The sequence below is a fragment of the Micromonospora sp. 050-3 genome (genome assembly GCF_046549335.1).
GTDB classification, from domain to species: Bacteria; Actinomycetota; Actinomycetes; order Mycobacteriales; family Micromonosporaceae; genus Micromonospora; species Micromonospora trifolii.
The window spans coordinates 2,056,430-2,074,156 of the sequence record NZ_JAJPVX010000001.1 but is presented as its reverse complement, the minus strand read 5'-3'; the positions used below and the strand labels follow the sequence as shown (position 1 = coordinate 2,074,156).

The 17,727-nt window shown below is 72.3% G+C and carries 12 protein-coding genes and 1 pseudogene; 5 read left to right on the top strand and 8 right to left on the bottom strand.

Annotation, left to right across the window (positions count from 1 at the left end):
- Positions 1 to 148: 148 nt before the first annotated feature.
- Complete coding sequence (locus tag ACLJOK_RS09325; RefSeq protein ID WP_410817630.1) at positions 149 to 1,141, top strand: IS481 family transposase; 993 nt, start codon at positions 149 to 151, stop codon at positions 1,139 to 1,141.
- An 89-nt stretch (positions 1,142 to 1,230) separates the two neighbouring features.
- On the opposite strand, the gene ACLJOK_RS09320 is transcribed toward ACLJOK_RS09325, so the two are convergent.
- Both ACLJOK_RS09320 and ACLJOK_RS09315 read right to left on the bottom strand, forming a co-directional pair.
- Entirely contained in the window at positions 1,231 to 2,856 is a 1,626-nt protein-coding gene (locus tag ACLJOK_RS09320) for an ABC transporter permease (protein WP_410817629.1), read from the bottom strand.
- A 134-nt stretch (positions 2,857 to 2,990) separates the two neighbouring features.
- A pseudogene (locus tag ACLJOK_RS09315) lies at positions 2,991 to 3,893 on the bottom strand (ATP-binding cassette domain-containing protein); the annotation flags it as partial.
- Positions 3,894 to 4,004: 111 nt separating this feature from the next.
- Between ACLJOK_RS09315 and ACLJOK_RS09310 the strand changes: the two are divergent.
- On the top strand, positions 4,005 to 4,820 hold the full coding sequence (locus ACLJOK_RS09310) for a TetR family transcriptional regulator (protein ID WP_410817628.1): 816 nt from the start codon (positions 4,005 to 4,007) through the stop codon (positions 4,818 to 4,820).
- A 44-nt stretch (positions 4,821 to 4,864) separates the two neighbouring features.
- Here the strand turns inward: ACLJOK_RS09310 and ACLJOK_RS09305 are convergent, their stop codons facing one another.
- Positions 4,865 to 6,658, bottom strand: coding sequence for an ABC transporter ATP-binding protein (locus tag ACLJOK_RS09305; RefSeq protein WP_410817626.1), 1,794 nt, complete (start codon positions 6,656 to 6,658; stop codon positions 4,865 to 4,867).
- 82 nt (positions 6,659 to 6,740) lie between these two features.
- On the opposite strand from ACLJOK_RS09305, the gene ACLJOK_RS09300 reads away from it, so the two are divergent.
- Positions 6,741 to 7,172 (top strand): MarR family winged helix-turn-helix transcriptional regulator, encoded by a 432-nt coding sequence (locus tag ACLJOK_RS09300; protein WP_091398582.1) that lies wholly within the window; start codon positions 6,741 to 6,743, stop codon positions 7,170 to 7,172.
- Positions 7,173 to 7,270: 98 nt separating this feature from the next.
- Positions 7,271 to 9,055, top strand: a complete 1,785-nt coding sequence (locus tag ACLJOK_RS09295; protein WP_410817623.1) for an N-acetylglutaminylglutamine amidotransferase — start codon at positions 7,271 to 7,273, stop codon at positions 9,053 to 9,055.
- A 24-nt stretch (positions 9,056 to 9,079) separates the two neighbouring features.
- Here the strand turns inward: ACLJOK_RS09295 and ACLJOK_RS09290 are convergent, their stop codons facing one another.
- The 3 genes from ACLJOK_RS09290 to ACLJOK_RS09280 form a co-directional block, all read right to left on the bottom strand.
- Positions 9,080 to 10,213 (bottom strand): glutamate--cysteine ligase, encoded by a 1,134-nt coding sequence (locus ACLJOK_RS09290; protein WP_410817621.1) that lies wholly within the window; start codon positions 10,211 to 10,213, stop codon positions 9,080 to 9,082.
- Between the two features lie 67 nt (positions 10,214 to 10,280).
- Positions 10,281 to 11,489, bottom strand: a complete 1,209-nt coding sequence (locus ACLJOK_RS09285) for an RNA polymerase sigma factor (protein ID WP_410817619.1) — start codon at positions 11,487 to 11,489, stop codon at positions 10,281 to 10,283.
- A 2-nt stretch (positions 11,490 to 11,491) separates the two neighbouring features.
- The gene (locus ACLJOK_RS09280) at positions 11,492 to 11,848 is read right to left on the bottom strand and encodes a YciI family protein (protein WP_410817617.1); all 357 of its coding nucleotides are present in this window, start codon (positions 11,846 to 11,848) and stop codon (positions 11,492 to 11,494) included.
- A 171-nt stretch (positions 11,849 to 12,019) separates the two neighbouring features.
- Between ACLJOK_RS09280 and ACLJOK_RS09275 the strand changes: the two genes are divergently transcribed.
- The gene (locus ACLJOK_RS09275) at positions 12,020 to 13,342 is read left to right on the top strand and encodes a flavin monoamine oxidase family protein (RefSeq protein ID WP_410817615.1); all 1,323 of its coding nucleotides are present in this window, start codon (positions 12,020 to 12,022) and stop codon (positions 13,340 to 13,342) included.
- 109 nt (positions 13,343 to 13,451) lie between these two features.
- Here the strand turns inward: ACLJOK_RS09275 and ACLJOK_RS09270 are convergent, their stop codons facing one another.
- Together ACLJOK_RS09270 and ACLJOK_RS09265 are read right to left on the bottom strand one after the other, a co-directional pair.
- Complete coding sequence (locus ACLJOK_RS09270; RefSeq protein WP_410817613.1) at positions 13,452 to 16,085, bottom strand: discoidin domain-containing protein; 2,634 nt, start codon at positions 16,083 to 16,085, stop codon at positions 13,452 to 13,454.
- Between the two features lie 228 nt (positions 16,086 to 16,313).
- Complete coding sequence (locus ACLJOK_RS09265) at positions 16,314 to 17,513, bottom strand: ROK family transcriptional regulator (RefSeq protein WP_354942821.1); 1,200 nt, start codon at positions 17,511 to 17,513, stop codon at positions 16,314 to 16,316.
- Between the last annotated feature and the right edge of the window lie 214 nt (positions 17,514 to 17,727).

The following is a 17,727-nucleotide window of genomic DNA, read 5'->3' as shown; positions in this document are numbered from 1 at the left end:
GCCGGAAGCCGCGTGTGCTAGTTGTACTGCCCAGGGACGTTGGTTGAGGTCGTGTGACGACACGACCTGATGGATCTTGATTGGGGAGGACCTCCTGTCGTGGAGTGGAGCTGCTGAAGGCGACCACACCACAGACCAGGAGGTCCTCGTGTCTCACGCTAACGCAGCGTTGACTCCCCGTGCTCGGCTGCGTCTGGCCAAACTCGTCGTGGATCAGGGCTGGCCCATCGCGCGAGCGGCCGAGCGCTACGACGTGTCATGGCCGACCGCGAAGCGATGGGCCGAGCGTTACCGATTGGCCGGCGAGGCCGGCATGCAGGACCGTTCGTCGCGGCCCGCGTCGCAGCCAAGGAAGACACCGCAACCCCTTGTCCGCAAGATCGTGCACCTGCGGTGGAAACACCGCCTGGGGCCAGTCGCGATCGCCGACCGCCTCGGCATGGCCTCATCGACGGTGCATGCCGTGCTGACGCGGTGCCGGCTCAATCGGCTCTCTCACATCGATCGGATTACCGGAGAGTCCGTGCGTCGCTATGAGCACCCGACCCCGGGGGCGATGTTGCACGTCGACGTCAAGAAGCTCGGGAACATCCCCGACGGCGGTGGCTGGCGCTACGTCGGCCGCGTTCAAGGCAAAAAGAACCGTGCGGCCACCCCCGGCAAACCGCGCAACAGCCACCACAATCCGAAGATCGGTACCGCCTTCGTCCACACCGTCATCGACGACCACAGCCGCGTCGCCTACGCCGAAATCCACGACGACGAGACCGCCACCACCGCCATCGGCGTCCTGCGCAGAGCCGTGGCCTGGTTGCACGACCGCGGCGTCGTCACCCAACGGGTGCTCTCCGACAACGGCAGCTGCTACCGCAGCCACGCCTGGCGTGACGCCTGCACCGAACTCGGCATCACCGCCAAACGCACCCGCCCCTACCGCCCACAAACCAACGGCAAGATCGAACGCTTCCACCGCACGATGGCCCAGGGCTGGGCCTTCAAACGGATGTACTCCAGCGAGTCAGCCCGCCGAAACGCACTACCCGCCTGGATACACGAGTACAACCATCACAGGCCCCACACCGCGATCGGCAAACGCCCACCCATCAGCCGCCTAACCAACCTCCCTGGGCAGTACAGCTAGTTCAGGTGATCGGTGGCAGCTCAGCAGGGCTGGCGTCGGCGTGTCGAGTTGCTCAACTGCCAGCGATCATCGGGACGCCGAACTGCGGCTCACGATGGGACGTCGCGGTGGCGGAAGGCGGCCACGCCGACGGCGAGCAGGGCCGCTGCCACCGCCGCCAGCACCACCAGGGGAAGCGCCGCCGGGTCGACAGCGGGTACGGCCGGCACATGGGTGTACGGCGAGACGTTGAGCGCGGCTTGCGGCAGCTCCAGCACCGCGCCGAGCTGCCCGAGGAGCAGGAAGACCAGCAGCGCCGTCCAGGACAGCACCACCGACCAGCGGGGCAGCAGCCCGAAGATCGCGGTCACCACCCCGGCGATCACGAGCAGTGCGGGCAGGCGCAGCAGTGCGGCGCCGCCCAGCTCGACGGCTTGGCCGAGCGGGTCTCCGGTGACGATGCCGTAGCCGAGGCCGGTGGTCACGCCGGCGAGGAGCAGCAGCGCGACCGCGCCGAGTGTCGCGGCGAGCACCTGGGTGCCGAGCCAACGGGTGCGGCTGACCGCCGTGGCGAGGGTTGCCTCCAGCACCCCGTCGGCTTCGTCGCCGCGTACGCGCAGCAGGGCCTGCACGACGTACGCGCCGATGGTCAGGGCGAAGAGGCCGAGCATCGCGGCCAGGTACGCGTTGATCAGGTCGGCTCCGCCGCCCATCGCGTTGATCGCTTCGGCAGCGGCTGGATTCGCGTCGATCATGTCGTCGAACTCGTCGGCGGCGACGCCCATGGAGAGGCCGAGCACGGCCACGCCGACCGCCCAGCCGAGCAGCGTGCCGCGCTGCATCCGCCAGGCCAAGCCGGTGGGGCTGAGCAGCCGTGGCGCGCCGGTGGCCGGGCCGCGTCGGGGGGCGATCAGCCCGGCGCCCTGGTCGCGTCGCTCAGCGAGGGTGTACGCCAGCGCCACGCCGGCGAGCAGCAGCGCGACGGGCAGGGCGATCACCCACCAGCGTTCACCGTCGAAGGCTCGCACCTGGTTGCCCCAGCCGAGGGGGGAGATCCACGATGGCCAGGCGCTCCGCACGCGGGTGCCGTCGGCGCTCTGTTCGCCGAGTACGTCTCCGGCGGCGCGCAGCACGAAGGAGAGCCCGACGGTGGCGGCGGCGAGCGCGTTGGCGCCGCGCGCCGTGACGGAGAGCTGGGCGGTGACCGCGGCGATCGCGGTGAAGGCGACACCGACGCCGCCGATCGCGGCCGCTGCCGCGACGGAGCCGGCGAGCGGCAGACCGGCGCCGACCAGCGCGACCGCGAGCAGCACGGCGGCCACTGTGTTCGCCGCGACGATGACGAGCAGCGCGGCGGTGAGTGGCGCGTACCGGCCGACCACGTTGGCGCCGAGCAGTTCGGCCCGCCCGGTTTCCTCGTTCTGGCGGGTGTGCCGGGTCACCGCGAAGGTGCTCAGCAGCGCGACGATCAGGGCCAGCGTCACGTACGTCTCGGCGACCACCACGGCACCGAGGTCGGTGCCGTGGATGGGGCCGTTGAAGGCGCGGGCGACCAGGCTGGACGCCGAGGTGGTGGCGTAGCCCTGCCGGGTCTCCTGGTCCGGATAGATGCCGGCGACGCTGCCGGCGAGGGCGTAGCCGAGCAGGGGTGTGCCGAGGATCCAGATGGCGAGGCGGATCCGGTCGCGGCGCAGCACGAGCCGGGCCAGAAGGGTCGTACCGGTGAGGGCGCTCACCGGGCACCGCCCTGCGGCGCGTCAGCCTGCGCGTCGACGTCCGAGGCGCCAGCAGCGGGAGCGCCCGTGGCAGCAGCGGCGGGAGCGCCCGATGCAGCAGCGACGGGAGCCACCGGAGCAGCAGCGACGGCGGGAGCGCCCGTGGCAGTGGCGGCGGGGTCGTCGCCGTAGTGGCGTAGGAAGAGCTGCTCCAGGGTGGGTGGCGTGCTGGTCAGCGCGCGCACGCCGAAACGGATGAGCTGGCCGAGCAGCTCGTCGAGGTGGGCGGGGTCGACCTCCAGGTGGATTCGGCCGTCGACCTCGTGCACGTCGTGCACGCCGGGCAGCGCGTCCAGGCCGGTGACCGGGCGGGCGGTCTCGACGGTCACCGCCGTGCGGGTGAGGTGGCGCAGCTCGGTGAGGGTGCCGGATTCGACGGTGCGGCCCTCGCGGATGATGCTGACCCGATCGCAGAGCGCCTCGACCTCGGCGAGCACGTGGCTGGAGAGCAGCACTGTGGCGCCGGCCTGCTTGACCCGCCGGACCTCGTCCTGGAACACCGCCTCCATGAGGGGGTCGAGGCCGGAGGTCGGCTCGTCGAGCACGTACAGCTCCACCGGGGAGGAGAAGGCGGCGACGATGGCCACCTTCTGCCGGTTGCCCTTGGAGTAGGTGCGGCAGCGGCGGGTCGGGTCCAGGTCGAAGCGGTGCAGCAGCTCGTCGCGGCGGCGCCGGTCGAGGCCGCCGCGCAGTTGACCGAGCAGGTCGATGGCTTCCCCGCCGGTGAGGTTGGGCCAGAGGCTGACGTCGCCCGGCACGTACGCCAGTCGGCGGTGCAGGCGGACCGCGTCGCGCCACGGGTCGGCGCCGAGCACCTGGGCGTCACCGGAGTCGCGGCGGAGCAACCCGAGCAGGATCCGGATGGTGGTGGACTTTCCGGAGCCGTTGGGCCCGAGGAAGCCGTGCACCTCCCCCTGCTCGACGTGCAGGTCCAGCCCGTCGAGTGCCCGGATGGCACCGAACGTCTTGACCAGATTGCCGATCGAGATGACGGGCATGGCGCCCCTCCTGCCGTTGGCTGCGTCGACCGTCACCACTGTACTGACCGCTGGTCAGTCGAATCAACGGTGATCGTGCCCACTGGTCAGGACGTCGCTAGGCTGGCCGGCATGACCGCCGATCCCGCGGACGACACCCGCACCCGGATCCTGCGCGCCGCGCTCGACCTGTTCGCCGAACACGGCTACCAGCGCACCTCGCTGCGCCAGATCGGCGAGCGGCTGCGGCTGACCAAGACCGCGATCCTGTATCACTTTCCGGCCAAGGAGCATCTACTCGCCGCCCTGGTCGAGCCGTTGGTGGCGGACCTGGAGGCGCTGCTCGACTCGGCCCAGACACAGCCCGGCGATCGGGCCCGGTGGACGGTGCTGGAGGGCTGGGTGGACATCATGCTCGCCCATCGCCGGCCACTCGGCATGCTCTTCCACGACATCGCGCTGATCGGTCGGGGCGACACGTACCACCGCCTGATGGAGATCGCGATGCGGGCCAACGACCTCATCGCCGGGCCGAACGCGGGGCGTCGCGAGCGGGTCCTCGCGATGCAGGCGGTGGGCGCGTGCAGCGATCCCATCGTCTTCTTCATCGACGTGCCCGACGAGGTGCTGCGCGCCGACATGCTCGACGGCGTACGCCGACTGCTGGCCCCGCTGCCCGCCGCCGCGGCCGGCCCGCTCACGGACGGCGCAGTCGGGACGCACACGGACGCCGCAGCCGGGACGCACGCGGACGCGACCCTGGGGAGCGCGACTCCGGCGGGAGCGGCGGACCGGCGTCGGCGGCCGGGACGGCCGCCCGCGCTGGGCCGGGAGCAGGTCGAGGCGGCCCGGCGGATGCACGCGGCGGGCACCCACTCGGTGGACGCCATCGCGGCCGCGCTGGGTGTCTCGCGGGCCACCGTCTACCGCCACCTGACCGCGCCATAACGAGACAGTTCCCGGACTGTTTCGAGACGGTTGTGATCCGGGGTTCAGGCCGCCAGCGTGGCGTACCGGCCGTTGCGGTCCAGCAGGCTGTCGTGGGTGCCGGCCTCGACGATCCGACCGTGGTCGAGCACCGCGATCTGGTCCGCGGCGCGGACCGTGGAGAGCCGGTGCGCGATGGTGATCGTGGTGCGCCCCTGGGCGAGCACGTCGAAGGCCCGCTGTACGGCGCGTTCGGTCTCGGTGTCCAGCGCGCTGGTGGCCTCGTCGAGGACCAGGATGCGCGGGTCGCGCAGCAGCGTCCGGGCGATGGCCAGGCGCTGCTTCTCACCCCCGGAGAACCGGTGGCCGCGGGAGCCGACCATGGTGTCGTACCCGTCGGGCAGCCCGGCGATCAGGTCGTGGATCTGGGCGGCGCGGGTGGCGTCCTCGATCTCGGAGTCGGTGGCCTCCGGCCGGGCGTAGCGCAGGTTCTCCCGGACTGTGGTGTGCAGCAGGTACGTCTCCTGGCTGACCACGCCGACGATCGCGGCCAGGTCGGCCAGGCGCAGGTCGCGCAGGTCGACGCCATCGACGGTGATCCGGCCGACCGTCGGGTCGTGCAGCCGGCTGACCAGGCCGGCGAGGGTGCTCTTGCCGGAGCCGGTCTCGCCGACCAGGGCGAGGCTGGTGCCGGCGGGCACGTCGAGCGTGATCCCGGCGAGGGCTGCGGTGTCGCTGCCCGGGTAGCCGAAGGTGACATCCTCCAGGCGCAGGTGGCCGCGTACCCGGGCGGGCTCGACGCGGACCGGCTCGGCGGGGTCGTCGACGTCGACCGGCAGGTCCAGGTATTCGAAGATCCGGGCGAAGAGCGCCAGTGACGCGGTGAGCGAGACACCCACGTTGAGCAGCCCCATCAGCGGCCGGAACAGGCCGCCCTGCAGGGCCGTGAAGGCGACGAGCGTGCCGATGCTCAGCGTGCCGGCGGTGCCGGGCAGCCCGGCGGCGAGGTAGATGACCGCCGGCACGGCGGCGAAGATGATGCTCATCGAGGCCATCCGCCAGCGGCCGGCCAGCTCACTGCGCAGCTCCAGGTCGACCAGGCGGGCCGAGGAGGCGGTGAAGCGGTCGATCAGCGCGGGGCCGGTGCCGAGGGTCTTGGCCAGCTGAATGCCACTGATCGAGAGCCCTTCCTCGACTGTGACGTTGAGGTCGGCGAGTTCGCGTTGCCGCTGGGCGGTGATCTCGCGGCGCATCCGGGCGACCCGCCGGGTCAGCCAGATTGCCGGCGGCAGCACCACGAGCGAGACCAGGGAGAGCTGCCAGGAGAGCGCGACCATGGCGACAGTGGTGGCGACCACCGTGGTGAGGTTGGCGGCGACGGCGGTGGCGGTGGAGGTGACCACCGACTGCATGCCGCCGATGTCGTTGGTGATCCGGGACTGCACCTCGCCGGTGCGGGTGCGGGTGAAGAAGCCGAGCGACTGGCGCTGGAGGTGGCTGAAGACGTCGGTGCGCAGCCGGTGCATGACCCGCTGGCCGACCTGGGTGGAGATCCAGGTCTGTACGACGCCCAGGGCGGAGGTCACCGCCGCGACGGCGACCATGCCGAGGACCAGCCAGACCAGCAGCGTCACGTCGCCCTGTGGCAGGGCCCGGTCGATCACGGCACGCAGCAGGAACGGTGTGGCCATCGCGACGATCGAGGAGACCACGATGATCGCGGTGACGGCGGCCAGCGCGGGCCGGTGGGGGGTGAACAGACGGCCGATGCGGCGCAGCGACACCTGACGGGCCTGCGCCTTCTCTTCGGCGCTGACGGTGCGGTGGCCGCGGTCGCGGCCCTTCGGGGTGGGTTCCAAGGGGGCACTACCTTTCGTCGACAATATTGCTGAGGTTACCTCATCATGAGGGAACAACCACTTCTCCTGCTACCGTATTCCGGTGACCGAGCACACCGTCGACAGCGCCGACGACGAGAGCCTGGCGGAGACGTTCTGGGCGGTGGCGTCCCGTCTGCGCCGGCAGACCCGGGACTCACTGGCGCCCTGGGACGTCACCCCCAGCCAGTCCCGGGCCCTCGGCGTCCTGGCCCGGCACGGCGAGGTACGCCCCGGCACCCTCGCCGAGCACCTGCGCATCGCGCCCCGCTCGGCGACCGAGGTCGTCGACGACCTCCAGACCCGGGGGCTGGTCGAACGCCGACCCGACCCGGCCGACCGCCGGGCGACACTGGTCGCGCTCACCGAGGAGGGCGACCGCGTCAGCACCGCCATCCGGGCCGCCCGCCGGGCCGAGGCCGACCGCTTCTTCGGTCACCTCAATGACACCGACCGCGCCGAGCTGGCACGCATCCTGCGCACCCTGCGCGGCTGACGGGTTTGCCCGCCGCCGGCACGGGTAGCCAGCGGCCCCGTCCGGTCGGCGGGACCGGCCGGCACCGGTCGGGGGCGAGGTGACGGGAGGCCCGGCTGATGTGCGGGATCAGCGGGGAGGCGCGATTCGACGGCCGCACGCCCGACGCGGCAGCGGTCACCCGGATGACCGAGGCGATGCGCTCACGCGGCCCGGACGACGAGGGCCTGTTCGCCGACGGTTGGGTGACCCTGGGGCACCGCCGGCTCACCATCATCGACCTGTCCGACGCGGGCGGGCAGCCGATGGTCCGCGACGACCTGGGCCTGGCGTTGGTCTTCAACGGCTGCATCTACAACTACCCGGAGCTGCGCGAGGAGCTACGCCGAGCCGGGTACGCCTTCCACTCCACCAGCGACACCGAGGTGATCCTGGTGGCGTACGCCCACTGGGGTGAGCGTTTCGTCGACCACCTGGTCGGCATGTTCGCGATCGGGCTGGTCGACCGGGTCCGGCGGCGGCTGATCCTGGCCCGCGACCGGCTCGGCATCAAACCGCTCTACCTCGCCGAGACACCGGGTCGGCTGCGGTTCGCCTCCACCCTGCCCGCGCTGCTGCGGGCCGGTGACGTCGACACCGGCATCGACCCGGTGGCGCTGCACCACTACCTGTCCTGGCACTCTATCGTGCCCGCGCCGCGGACCGTGCTGCGTGGCGTGCGCAAGCTGCCGCCGGCCACCCTGCGGGTGATCGAGGCGGACGGGAGCAGCCGCGAGGAGGTCTACTGGCGACCCGACTACGTGCGGGAGCCCGCCGACGCGGGAATGGACGCCGCCGACTGGCGGGCCGCGATCGGCGACGCGCTGCGCGCGGCGGTACGCCGGCGGCTGGTCGCTGACGTGCCGGTGGGGGTGCTGCTCTCCGGCGGACTGGACTCCAGCCTGATCGTGGCGCTGCTCGCCGAGGCCGGCCAGCAGCACCTGCGGACGTTCAGCATCGGCTTCGACAGCCGCGACGGCGAGTCCGGCGACGAGTTCCACTACTCCGATCTGGTGGCCCGCGCGTACGACACCGACCACCATCGGATCCGACTGGCCGACGACGACCTGGTGCCCGCCGTCCGACGGGCCGTGCTGGCGATGACCGAGCCGATGGGCAGCCACGACGTGGTCGCCTTCCACCTGCTCTCCGAGCAGGTGGCGCAGCACGTGAAGGTGGCCCAGTCGGGGCAGGGCGCCGACGAGGTGTTCGCCGGCTACGGCTACCACCAGCCACTGATCGAGGCGCCCCGGCACGGCGCCGCCGAGACGTTCGCCGCCGCGTTCTTCGACCGAGGCCATGACGAGCTGCGCCGCATCGTCGGCCCGGCGTACGCGCTGGAGCACGACGCCAGCCGGGACCTGCTCACCGGGCATCTCGCCGCGCCCGGGGCGCAGACCGCGTTGGACGCCGTGCTGCGCCTGGACACCCACCTGATGCTGCCCGACGACCCGGTCAAGCGGGTGGACAGCATGAGCATGGCGTGGGGTCTGGAGGTGCGCACGCCCTTCCTCGACCAGGACCTGGTCACCCTGGCCGCGCACTGCCCGCCGGAGCACAAGGTCGCCCAGGGTGGCAAGGGCGTGCTCAAGGAGGTCGCCCGGGAGGTGTTGTCCGCCGAGGTGGTCGACCGGCCGAAGGGCTACTTCCCGGTGCCGGCGCTGCGCAATGTGGACGGTCCGGTGCGCGAGCTGGTCGCCGAGGCGTTGCAGGCGCCGGCCGCGCGCGAGCGGGGGCTGTTCCGCCCGGAGTACGTGGCACATCTGCTCGCCGAGCCGGACCGGGCGGAGGCCGCGGCCGGCAGCAACAAGCTGTGGCAACTCGGTCTGCTGGAGCTGTGGCTCCAGACCCACGACATCCGCTGATCCCCGGCGGCGTTGTAACGGGTGTCAGGCGGCGGCGGTGCGGGCGACCAGGTCGCCGAGGACCGCGTGCAGATCCCCGGCACGCTCCAGCACCCGCCGCTGCCGGGTGGCACCGGTGCCGTCGCGGCGCAACCGGGCGAGCTGCGCCAACACGTACCCGAGGTCGCCGTGGCGCAGCAGGGCCGGGGCGATCACCGCCATCAGCTCGTCGACGAGCGCCCAGGCGGGTCGGGTGCCACCGGCGCGCAGGTCGATCAGTTCGCCGTCGAGACCGTCGTGGGCGGCCCGCCAGTGCGCCGCGGCGACCAGGCAGTCGCGGACGTTCGGGGCGGTCACCCCGGCGCGTACGTCGTCGGCGAGGGTGGCCACGAGGGATCGGACCAGCGCGGCGACCAGCACCGCGTCGTCCACCTCGGTGCCGACGTCACCGACCCGCACCTCCACCGTCGGGTACGTCGACGACGGCCGGGCATACCAGTAGACCATCGCCGCGTCGAGCATGATGCCGGCGGCGATCAACTCGTCGACGGTGCGGTCGTAGTCGGCGGCCGAGTCGAAGTACGGCGTCGGTCCGATGCTGGGCCAGCGTTCCAACTGCATCGAGCGCCAGCTGGCGTGCCCGGTGTCGTACCCGTCGTGCAGCGGCGAGTTGGTGGTGATCGCCTGCACCACCGGCAGCCACACCCGCAGGTGGTTGCAGACCTGCACGGCCATTTCCCGGTCGGGCAGCCCGACGTGCACGTGGCAGCCGCACACCGCCGGGTCGTGCGCCACCGGCCCGTACCGGCGCGACATCGCGTGGTAGCGCGGTTCGTCGGGGACCGTCCGGTGCGGCTCGGCCACCGGGGTGGCGCCGACCGCCACCAGCCGGGCCCCGGCCGCCGTGGCGGCCTCGGCGGCGGAGCGGCGCAGCGACACCAGGTGCCCGCGCAGTTCGGTGAGGTCGGCGCAGACCGGGGTGACCATCTCCACCATGCTGTGCCGGAACTCCTGGCGGCTCTGGTCCCGAGCGGGGCCGCGCAGCGCGGCGAGCACCTGGTCGGCGACCGGCAGATTCCGGCCGCTGTCCGGGTCGAGCAGCAGGTACTCCTCCTCCACGCCGAGCGTGAGGGTGGACAGGTCGGGCGCGGTGTCGACGACGGTCGGACGGTACGCCATGGCCCCTCCCCATCCCCTGCTGCGGCGGTGCCTCGGGTTCCCGGCCGCCCCTGCGGCAAACGCGCCCTCAGGGCGTCGCCAGGGCCGTCGCGCGTGCGGTGAGGAAGGCCCGTTCGGCCGCGTTGTCCGTCAGTGCGACGGCTGTCCGGTACGCCTCGACGGCCTCCCCGCCCCGGCCGAGCCGGGCCAGCAGGTCGGCGCGGACCACGTGGTAGACGTGGAAGCCAACCAGGTCGAGGCTGTCCACCTCGGTCAGCGCCGCCGCCGCACCGGACACCTCGGCAAGCGCGACGGCACGGTTCAGCGCCACCACCGGGCCGGGGGCGACCACGGTGAGCTGGTCGTACAGCTGAAGGATCTGGGCCCAGTCGGTGTCGGCGGCGCGCCGCGCGACGCTGTGCACAGCGGCGATCGCGGCCTGGATCTGGTACGGGCCGGGCCGGGCGCGGCGCAGGCAGCGGCGGACCAGCGCCTGCCCTTCGGCGATCACTGTGGTGTCCCACCGGCGCCGGTCCTGCTCGGCCAGCGGCACCAGGTCGCCGTCGGCGGTGGTCCGCGCCGCCCGGCGGGCTTCGGTCAGCAGCATCAGGCCGAGCAGACCGAGCGCCTCCGGTTCGTCCGGCATCAGCTCCACCAGCAGCCTGGTCAACCGGATCGCCTCGACGCACAGCTCGGCGCGGACCAGGTGCGGGCCGGCGCTGGCCGTGTAGCCCTCGTTGAAGATCAGGTAGAGCACCGCGAGGACGCCGTGCAGCCGGTCGGGCAGGTCGGCGTCGCGGGGCACCCGGTACGGGATCCCCGCGTTGCGGATCTTCGACTTGGCGCGGACCAGCCGCTGCGCCATCGTCAGCTCCGGCACCAGGAAGGCGCGGGCTATCTCGGCGGTGCTCAGGCCGCCGAGCAGCCGCAGGGTGAGGGCGACGCGGGTGCTCGGTGCGAGCGCCGGATGGCAGCAGGTGAAGATCAGACGTAACCGGTCGTCGCGCACGGGTCCCTCCTCCACGGGTGGGTCGGCGGCGTACAGCAGGGCCGCCTGGGCGTGCCGGTCGGCCCGGGAGGCCTCCCGCCGCAGCCGGTCGATGGCCCGGTGGCGCGCGGTGGTGATGATCCAACCGGCCGGGCTGGGCGGCAGGCCGCTGCGCGGCCAGCGTCGCACCGCGATGACGAAGGCCTCCTGGACGGCCTCCTCGGCGAGGTCGATGTCGCCGAGGAGGCGGACCAGGACGGCGACCGCGCGGCCGTACTCCGCGCGGAACACCGCCTCCACGTCGGGCACTGTCAGTTCCCAGCCCCACCCTGGAAGGGGCGCACCTCGATCGGCAGGGTGGTGGCCAGCGCGTAGCGGTGACCCCAGTGCAGGGCGGCGTCCAGATCCGGCACGTCGATGATGGTGATGCCGCCCAGGTACTCCTTGCCCTCCACGAACGGTCCGTCGGTGATGAGCACCTCGCCGTCGCGGGGACGCAGCACGGTGGCGGTCTCCGGGCCGTGCAGGCCCTGCCCGAAGACCCACGACCCGGTGGACGCCAACTCGTCGCGCAGCTCGCCGAGCTGACGCATCACCCCGGCCAGGAACTCCGGCTCCGGCGGCAGCTCACCCTGCGGCTGGTGGATGCTCAGCAGGTAGCGCGTCATCGTTCCTCCTCACGGGCGGCCGGCCCGTCGCCGACCTCTCATCCTCCACACGATCGGCCGCCGCCCGAATCGACAGGCCGGCAGAAATTTCTCGGCGGCCGGCCCGGCCCCGGTGTGTGGCGCGACCGGAGCCGGTAGTCATGCCCGCGACGGTTGTGGGTAGACCCCGGTGTGGTCGACGGCTTGCGGGTGGTAGTGGTCGGCGCCGGCTTCTCCGGTCTCGCGGCCGCGCTGGCGCTGAGCCGCGCCGGCGCCCAGGTGCGGGTGCTGGAGGCCCGCGACCGGGTGGGCGGTCGCGTGCTGACCCGGTGGCTGCCCGAGCTCACCCAACTCGACCTCGGGGCGCAGTGGATCGGTCCGACCCAGGACCGGATGTACGCGCTGGTCGCCGAGCACGGGCTGGCCACCTTCGCCTCGGCATCGGTCGGCGCGCCCACAGTGCTCTGGGCCGGTGAGCGCCGGGCCGAGCCGCCGGAGCAGGTGGGCCGGGTGCTCGGCCTGCTCGACGAGTACGCCGCACGACTGGACCCGGCCGCACCCTGGGCCACGCCGGAGGCCGCACTGTGGGACCGGACGACCCTCGGCGGGTGGCTCGCCACCACGGCCGGTGACGACGACACCGCCGACTACCTGGGGCGGCTGCTCGCCGGCGGGCTGCTGGCCACCGGCGCGGACGAGTTGTCCCTGTTGCACCTGCTGTTCTACCTGCGCAGCGCCGGCGGGATCGGGCCGTTGCTGGGGATGGCCGGCGGCGCGCAGCAGGACCGGATCGTCGGCGGTCCGCCGGCGCTGGCCGAACGGATGGCCACCGCCCTGCCGGCGGGCGCGCTGACGCTGGCCGCGCCGGTGCGGGCCATCGAACAGACAGTCGACGGCGCGACGGCGTGGACCGACACCGGGCGCGTCGACGGCGACGCCGTGGTGGTCGCGCTGGCCCCGGCGCTGGCCGGCCGGATCCGGTACGACCCGCCGCTGCCCGCGCTGCGGGACGGGCTCACGCAGCGCATGCCGATGGGTTCGGCGCTGAAGGTGCACGCCGTCTACCCGGAGCCGTTCTGGCGTGCCGACGGGCGTTCCGGGGTGGCCACCAGCAGCGCCGGTCCGCTCACCGAGACCGTCGACAACTCCACCCCGACCGCGCCGCTCGGGGTGCTGACCGGCTTCAGCTACTCCACGGACGCCGCCATGCTGCGTCGCATGTCCCCCGCGCGGCGTCGGCAATGCCTGCTGGAGGCGTTCGCCAGCGTGGTCGGGCCACGCGCCGAGGACCCGGTGGATCTCGTCGAGCACGACTGGTCGGCCGACGAGTGGACCCGGGGCTGCTTCTCCGGTGCGCTCACCCCGGGCACGTGGCGCACGTACGGCCCGCACCTACGGGCGCCGGTGGGGCGCGTGTACTGGGCGGGAACCGAGACGGCCACTCGCTGGAGTGGCTACCTGGAGGGCGCGGTGCGCGCCGGTGAACGGGCGGCGGCCGAGGTGCTCACCGGTTGAGCGGCACGACCGCGGCCGGCCCGGTCTCGGCGGGACCGGGCCGGCCACGGCCCAGGGTGCTACCCGGCCGACCCGGTCACGCAGGACCGGGCCGCCGCGGGCGCCCCGGTCAGGGGTAGGTGGTCAAGTACACCGTCTGGTTGGCCGCGTTCGCTGTGCCACCGGCGTTGTTGATCACCCGGTTGATGGTGCCGACGCCACCGAGCGAGACGGTGACCATGTTCGTGAAGCGCACGTTCGGGTTGGTGGGCACCTCGAAGGACCGTTCCTCGACCACCGCGGGGTTGACGTTGAAGTAGCTGTAGCTACCCAACCCGAACGCCTGGTGACTGGTCACCGAATCGGCGACCTTGTACGCGGCGTAGCCCCGGGTCGACCCGTTCATCCAGGCCGCCTGGTTCGGCACGTCGTAGGGCAGCTCGTTCTGGTAGAAGTACGTCCGCCCGCCGTTGCCGTTCCAGATGGTCTGGTACTTCTGGTAGTGCTCGACGAAGAGGCCGTACATGGTGACGTTGTCGCCGTTGACGGTGAGCCCGGTGTCGGCGGTGTTCAGCGTCCACCCGGTCGGTACGCCGCTGGCGGCGTGATCGGCCCGCCACAGCCACATGTGGTCACCGATCACGTTGTCGCTGTTGACCGTCAGCGTGTTGGTGGCCCTGCCGACGTGCGGCCCGCCGATGCGGAAGAACACGTCGTGCAGCGAGGTCGGGTTCGTGGCGTGGCTCGCTGACGAGCCGGACGGCCCGACCTCCATCAGCACCGGCGAGTTCGTCGTACCGGCCTCGAACATGATGCCGGCCACCTTCACGCCGTCCACATCGGCCACCCGCATGCCCACCGCGCCGTTGTCGGCCTGGATGGTGGCCAGGCCGAGACCGAGGACGACAGTGTCGGCCCGGTTGACCTGGATCGGCTCGGTGACGTGGTGCACGCCCGGGGTGAAGAGCAGGTGCCGCCCTTGGGCGAGGGCCGCGTTGATGGTGGCGGCGCTGGTGCCGGGCTGGACCACGAAGAACTGCGACAGCGAGATGGACGACCCGGCCGGGGTCTTGTTGTACCAGCTGGTGCCGGTCGAGTTGGTGCGCAGTGCCGGCACGAAGACCCGGTACTCGCCGGTGCCGTCGACGTAGAGGAACGGCTTCTCCCGTACCTGCGGGGTCTGCGGGATGACTGTGTGCGACGGGTTGGGGAAGCTCGGCGCGGGAGCGCCGTTGACACCCTGGAAGACCATGTTCCAGACCGAGCCGGTCCAGCCGTTGCCGAACTCGCTGTTGCGGGAGTACCACTGCTGCTGCGAGCCGGAGACGACAAGGCCGTCGATGCGGGTGTCGGCCATCAGGCCACCGCTGGACCAGCCGTCACCACCGTTCCACAGCTGGATCTGGTTCTGCGCGCCGCGCAGGTGCATCCGCCGGTACGGCGCAGCCTGGGACACCGCCCAGCGCTCCACGGTCTGCCCGGCGGGCAGGGTGACCGACAGGTTCTCGGCGGCCCGCCAGAAGTTCTGGGTGGCGTTGCCGCCGAACCAGAACGCCTCGGTGCGGACGTGGCCGTTGAGGTTGACGTCGTCCGGGCTCATGCCGAGGCCGGCAACCTGGGTGAAGAAGCCAAGGTTGACGTCGGCGGTGTAGTTGCCGGGCTTGAACAGCACCGCGTAGCGCTGCGGGCCGAACTGGTTGGTCTCCTGCTGGGTGAAGAGGGTGTTCAGTCGACTCTGGATGGTCGACGTCGGGGTGCTCGGGTCGAAGACGAAGGTGTTCGGCCCGAGGTTGGGGTTGTACGGGTCGGTGGTGCCGACCGGTGGCTCGCTGGTGCCGCCGGTGGTGTTCACCGCCAGCTCCCAGAGCGAGTAGCCGTAGGCGGTGCCCCGGGCGGTGCCGTACACCCGCAGGTAGCGCCCGCTGCCGGTGACGGTGAGGGACTGCGTGCCGCCGGTGGCGGTGGTGGTGGAATAGATCGTCGTCCAGGTGGCCCCGTCGGCCGAGGTCTGGAGCTGGAAGGCCCGGGCGTACGCGGCCTCCCAGGTGAGCACCACCCGGCAGATGGTGCGGGTGCTGCCGAGGTCGACGCGCAGCCACTGCGGGTCGCTGGCGGCGCTGGCCCAGCGGGTGCCCGGGTTGCCGTCGACCGCCGCGGATGCCGCGAGGCCGGCGTCCTGGCTGGACGAGGCGGTCGCCGGGCTGCCCTGCGCGACGTTCGTGCTGCCGCAGGTCGGCGTGCTGCCGCCGGTCTCGCCGTACACCTGGAACTCCCAGAGCGAGTAGCCATAGCCGGTGCCCCGCGCGGTGCCGTTCATCCGAACGTAGCGGCCGGCGCCGGTGACGGTGAGGTTCTGGGTGCCGCCGGTGCCGGTCGTGGTCGAGTAGATCGTCGTCCAGGTGGCGCCGTCGTCGGAGGTCTGGAGCTGGAAGGCCCGGCCGTAGGCGCCCTCCCAGAGCAGGTTCACCTGGCTGATGGTGGCCCGGGCGCCCAGGTCGACCTGGAGCCACTGGGGGTCGCTGAACGTGCTGGCCCAGCGGGTGCCGGTGTTGCCGTCCACGGCCGCGGAGGCCGGGGTGCCGGCGTTCTCGGTGGACGAGGCGGTGGCCGGGCGACCCTGGGACAGCAGGGTGGGGGCGGCCTGTGCGGGTGTGGTGGCACCGGTCGGGGTGAGCGCCGCGACCAGGGCCACTGTGAGCCCGACCAGCAGGTGCCGGACGACGCGTCGAGGACGCGGGCGTACGGATGTTGCACGAGATGTCATGACATCGCCTGTCGATAGGGGGTACGGGGGGGTGCCGCGTGGATGGGATCGGCTCGCCCCGTGGCGCCGTGGGTGGTGCCGCCGATGCGGCGTCGCGGGAGGGAGAGCGCTCTCGTAGGAGTGTTGCGGCGAGATTGCGACGGCGTCAAGACATCGATCTATAACTTCGTTATTTATCCCGAGGATCTTTTTTGCGTAATTTGCCGGCGGCGTTGACGTCGACCCCGCTCAGCGGCGGACGCCACCCTCGGTGAGGAAGCGGGCGATCGGGAGGGTTGCCGCGCCCAACGCCACAGCGTCCACCCCGAGCCGGCAGAGCTCGATCGACGCCTGCTCGTACGGCTGGCGCAGCGCCTGCCGACCGGCGGCCTCGCGCACGGCCGGCAGCAGGTCGCCGAGGGCCATCGCCGCCCAGCCGCCGAGCACCACGCGCTCCGGGTTGAACAGGTTGATCAGGTTGGCCACCCCGGCGCCGAGGTAGCCGGCGGTGTCCTCCAGCACCCGCCGGGCGGTGGCCGAGGTCTCGGCGGCGGCGACCAGCGCGGCGATCTGGGACTCCTCGTCCTCGCCCGGCACCGGTCGACCCCGCCGCGCCTCCCGGTAGCGGTCGATGATCGCCTCGGCCCCGACGTACGCCTCCAGGCAACCGCGCGCGCCGCACCGGCAGACCCGGCCGCCGTACACCAGAGTGGTGTGCCCCCACTCCCCCGCGCTGCTGGACGCGCCCCGGTAGGTGGCGCCGTTGGTCACCACCGACGCGCCCACCCCGGACCCGACAAGCGCGAAGACGGCGTGCCGGGCGCCCCGGCCGGCGCCGAACCACATCTCGGCCTGGCCCAGGGTCTTCGCGCCGTTGTCGATGTGCAGCGGCAGGTCCGTGCCGGCGCCGATCAGACGCTCCAGCGGCACCCGGTCCCAGCCGAGGGCCTGGGCGTGCACGACGGCCTCGGTGCCCTGCTCGACCACGCCGGAGACGCCGATGCCGACGCCGAGCACGTCGCCGGGAGTCACCCCGGCCTGGCCGGTGACCGCGTCGATGCCGGCCAGCACGTGCCCGGCCACCAGGTCGGGCTCGGTGCGGGCCGGGTCGAGCGGGTACTCGACGCTGGCCAGCAGGGTCATCGCGAAGTCGAACAACTCCACCCGGACCCGGGTCTCGCCGACGTCCACGCCGATCACGAAGGCGAAGCGGGGCGCGATCCGCAGCAGCATGCTGGGCCGGCCGCCGTCGGACTCGGCGGCGCCGGCCTCGGCGACCAGCCCCTCGTCGATCATGTCGGCCACCACGTTGCTGACCGCGGGTTGGCTCAGCCCGGTGCTGCGCACCAGGTCCTGCCGGGTGAGCGGGCCGTCCAGGAAGAGCTTGGTCAGCAGGGCGGACCGGTTGCGCAACCGCACGCTGCGGTTGGTGGCACGCGCCAGCTCCACTCGTCACCTCGTTCCCGTCGGCCGTTCGAGGCGACTGTAACCGCCTCGTGCTTGACGACCCACCGGCCAGCAACTTTAATGACGACATAAATTAAGCCGTGATGTAACTCCCGGGAAACGCCGACGGACCCCGACGGCGCACCCCCGAACCCTGTCCGCAGCCGGCCCCCGTCGCCCGACCCCTATCGGTGACGAAGGCCGGCGGACCCCCACC

Coding starts and splice junctions, on each gene's coding strand:
- ACLJOK_RS09295 (WP_410817623.1), top strand. CDS start 7,271: ATGTGCGGGATCAGCGGGGAGGCGCGATTCGACGGCCGCACGCCCGAC.
- ACLJOK_RS09270 (WP_410817613.1), bottom strand. CDS start 16,085: ATGACATCTCGTGCAACATCCGTACGCCCGCGTCCTCGACGCGTCGTC.
- ACLJOK_RS09280 (WP_410817617.1), bottom strand. CDS start 11,848: ATGACGCGCTACCTGCTGAGCATCCACCAGCCGCAGGGTGAGCTGCCG.
- ACLJOK_RS09290 (WP_410817621.1), bottom strand. CDS start 10,213: ATGGCGTACCGTCCGACCGTCGTCGACACCGCGCCCGACCTGTCCACC.
- ACLJOK_RS09310 (WP_410817628.1), top strand. CDS start 4,005: ATGACCGCCGATCCCGCGGACGACACCCGCACCCGGATCCTGCGCGCC.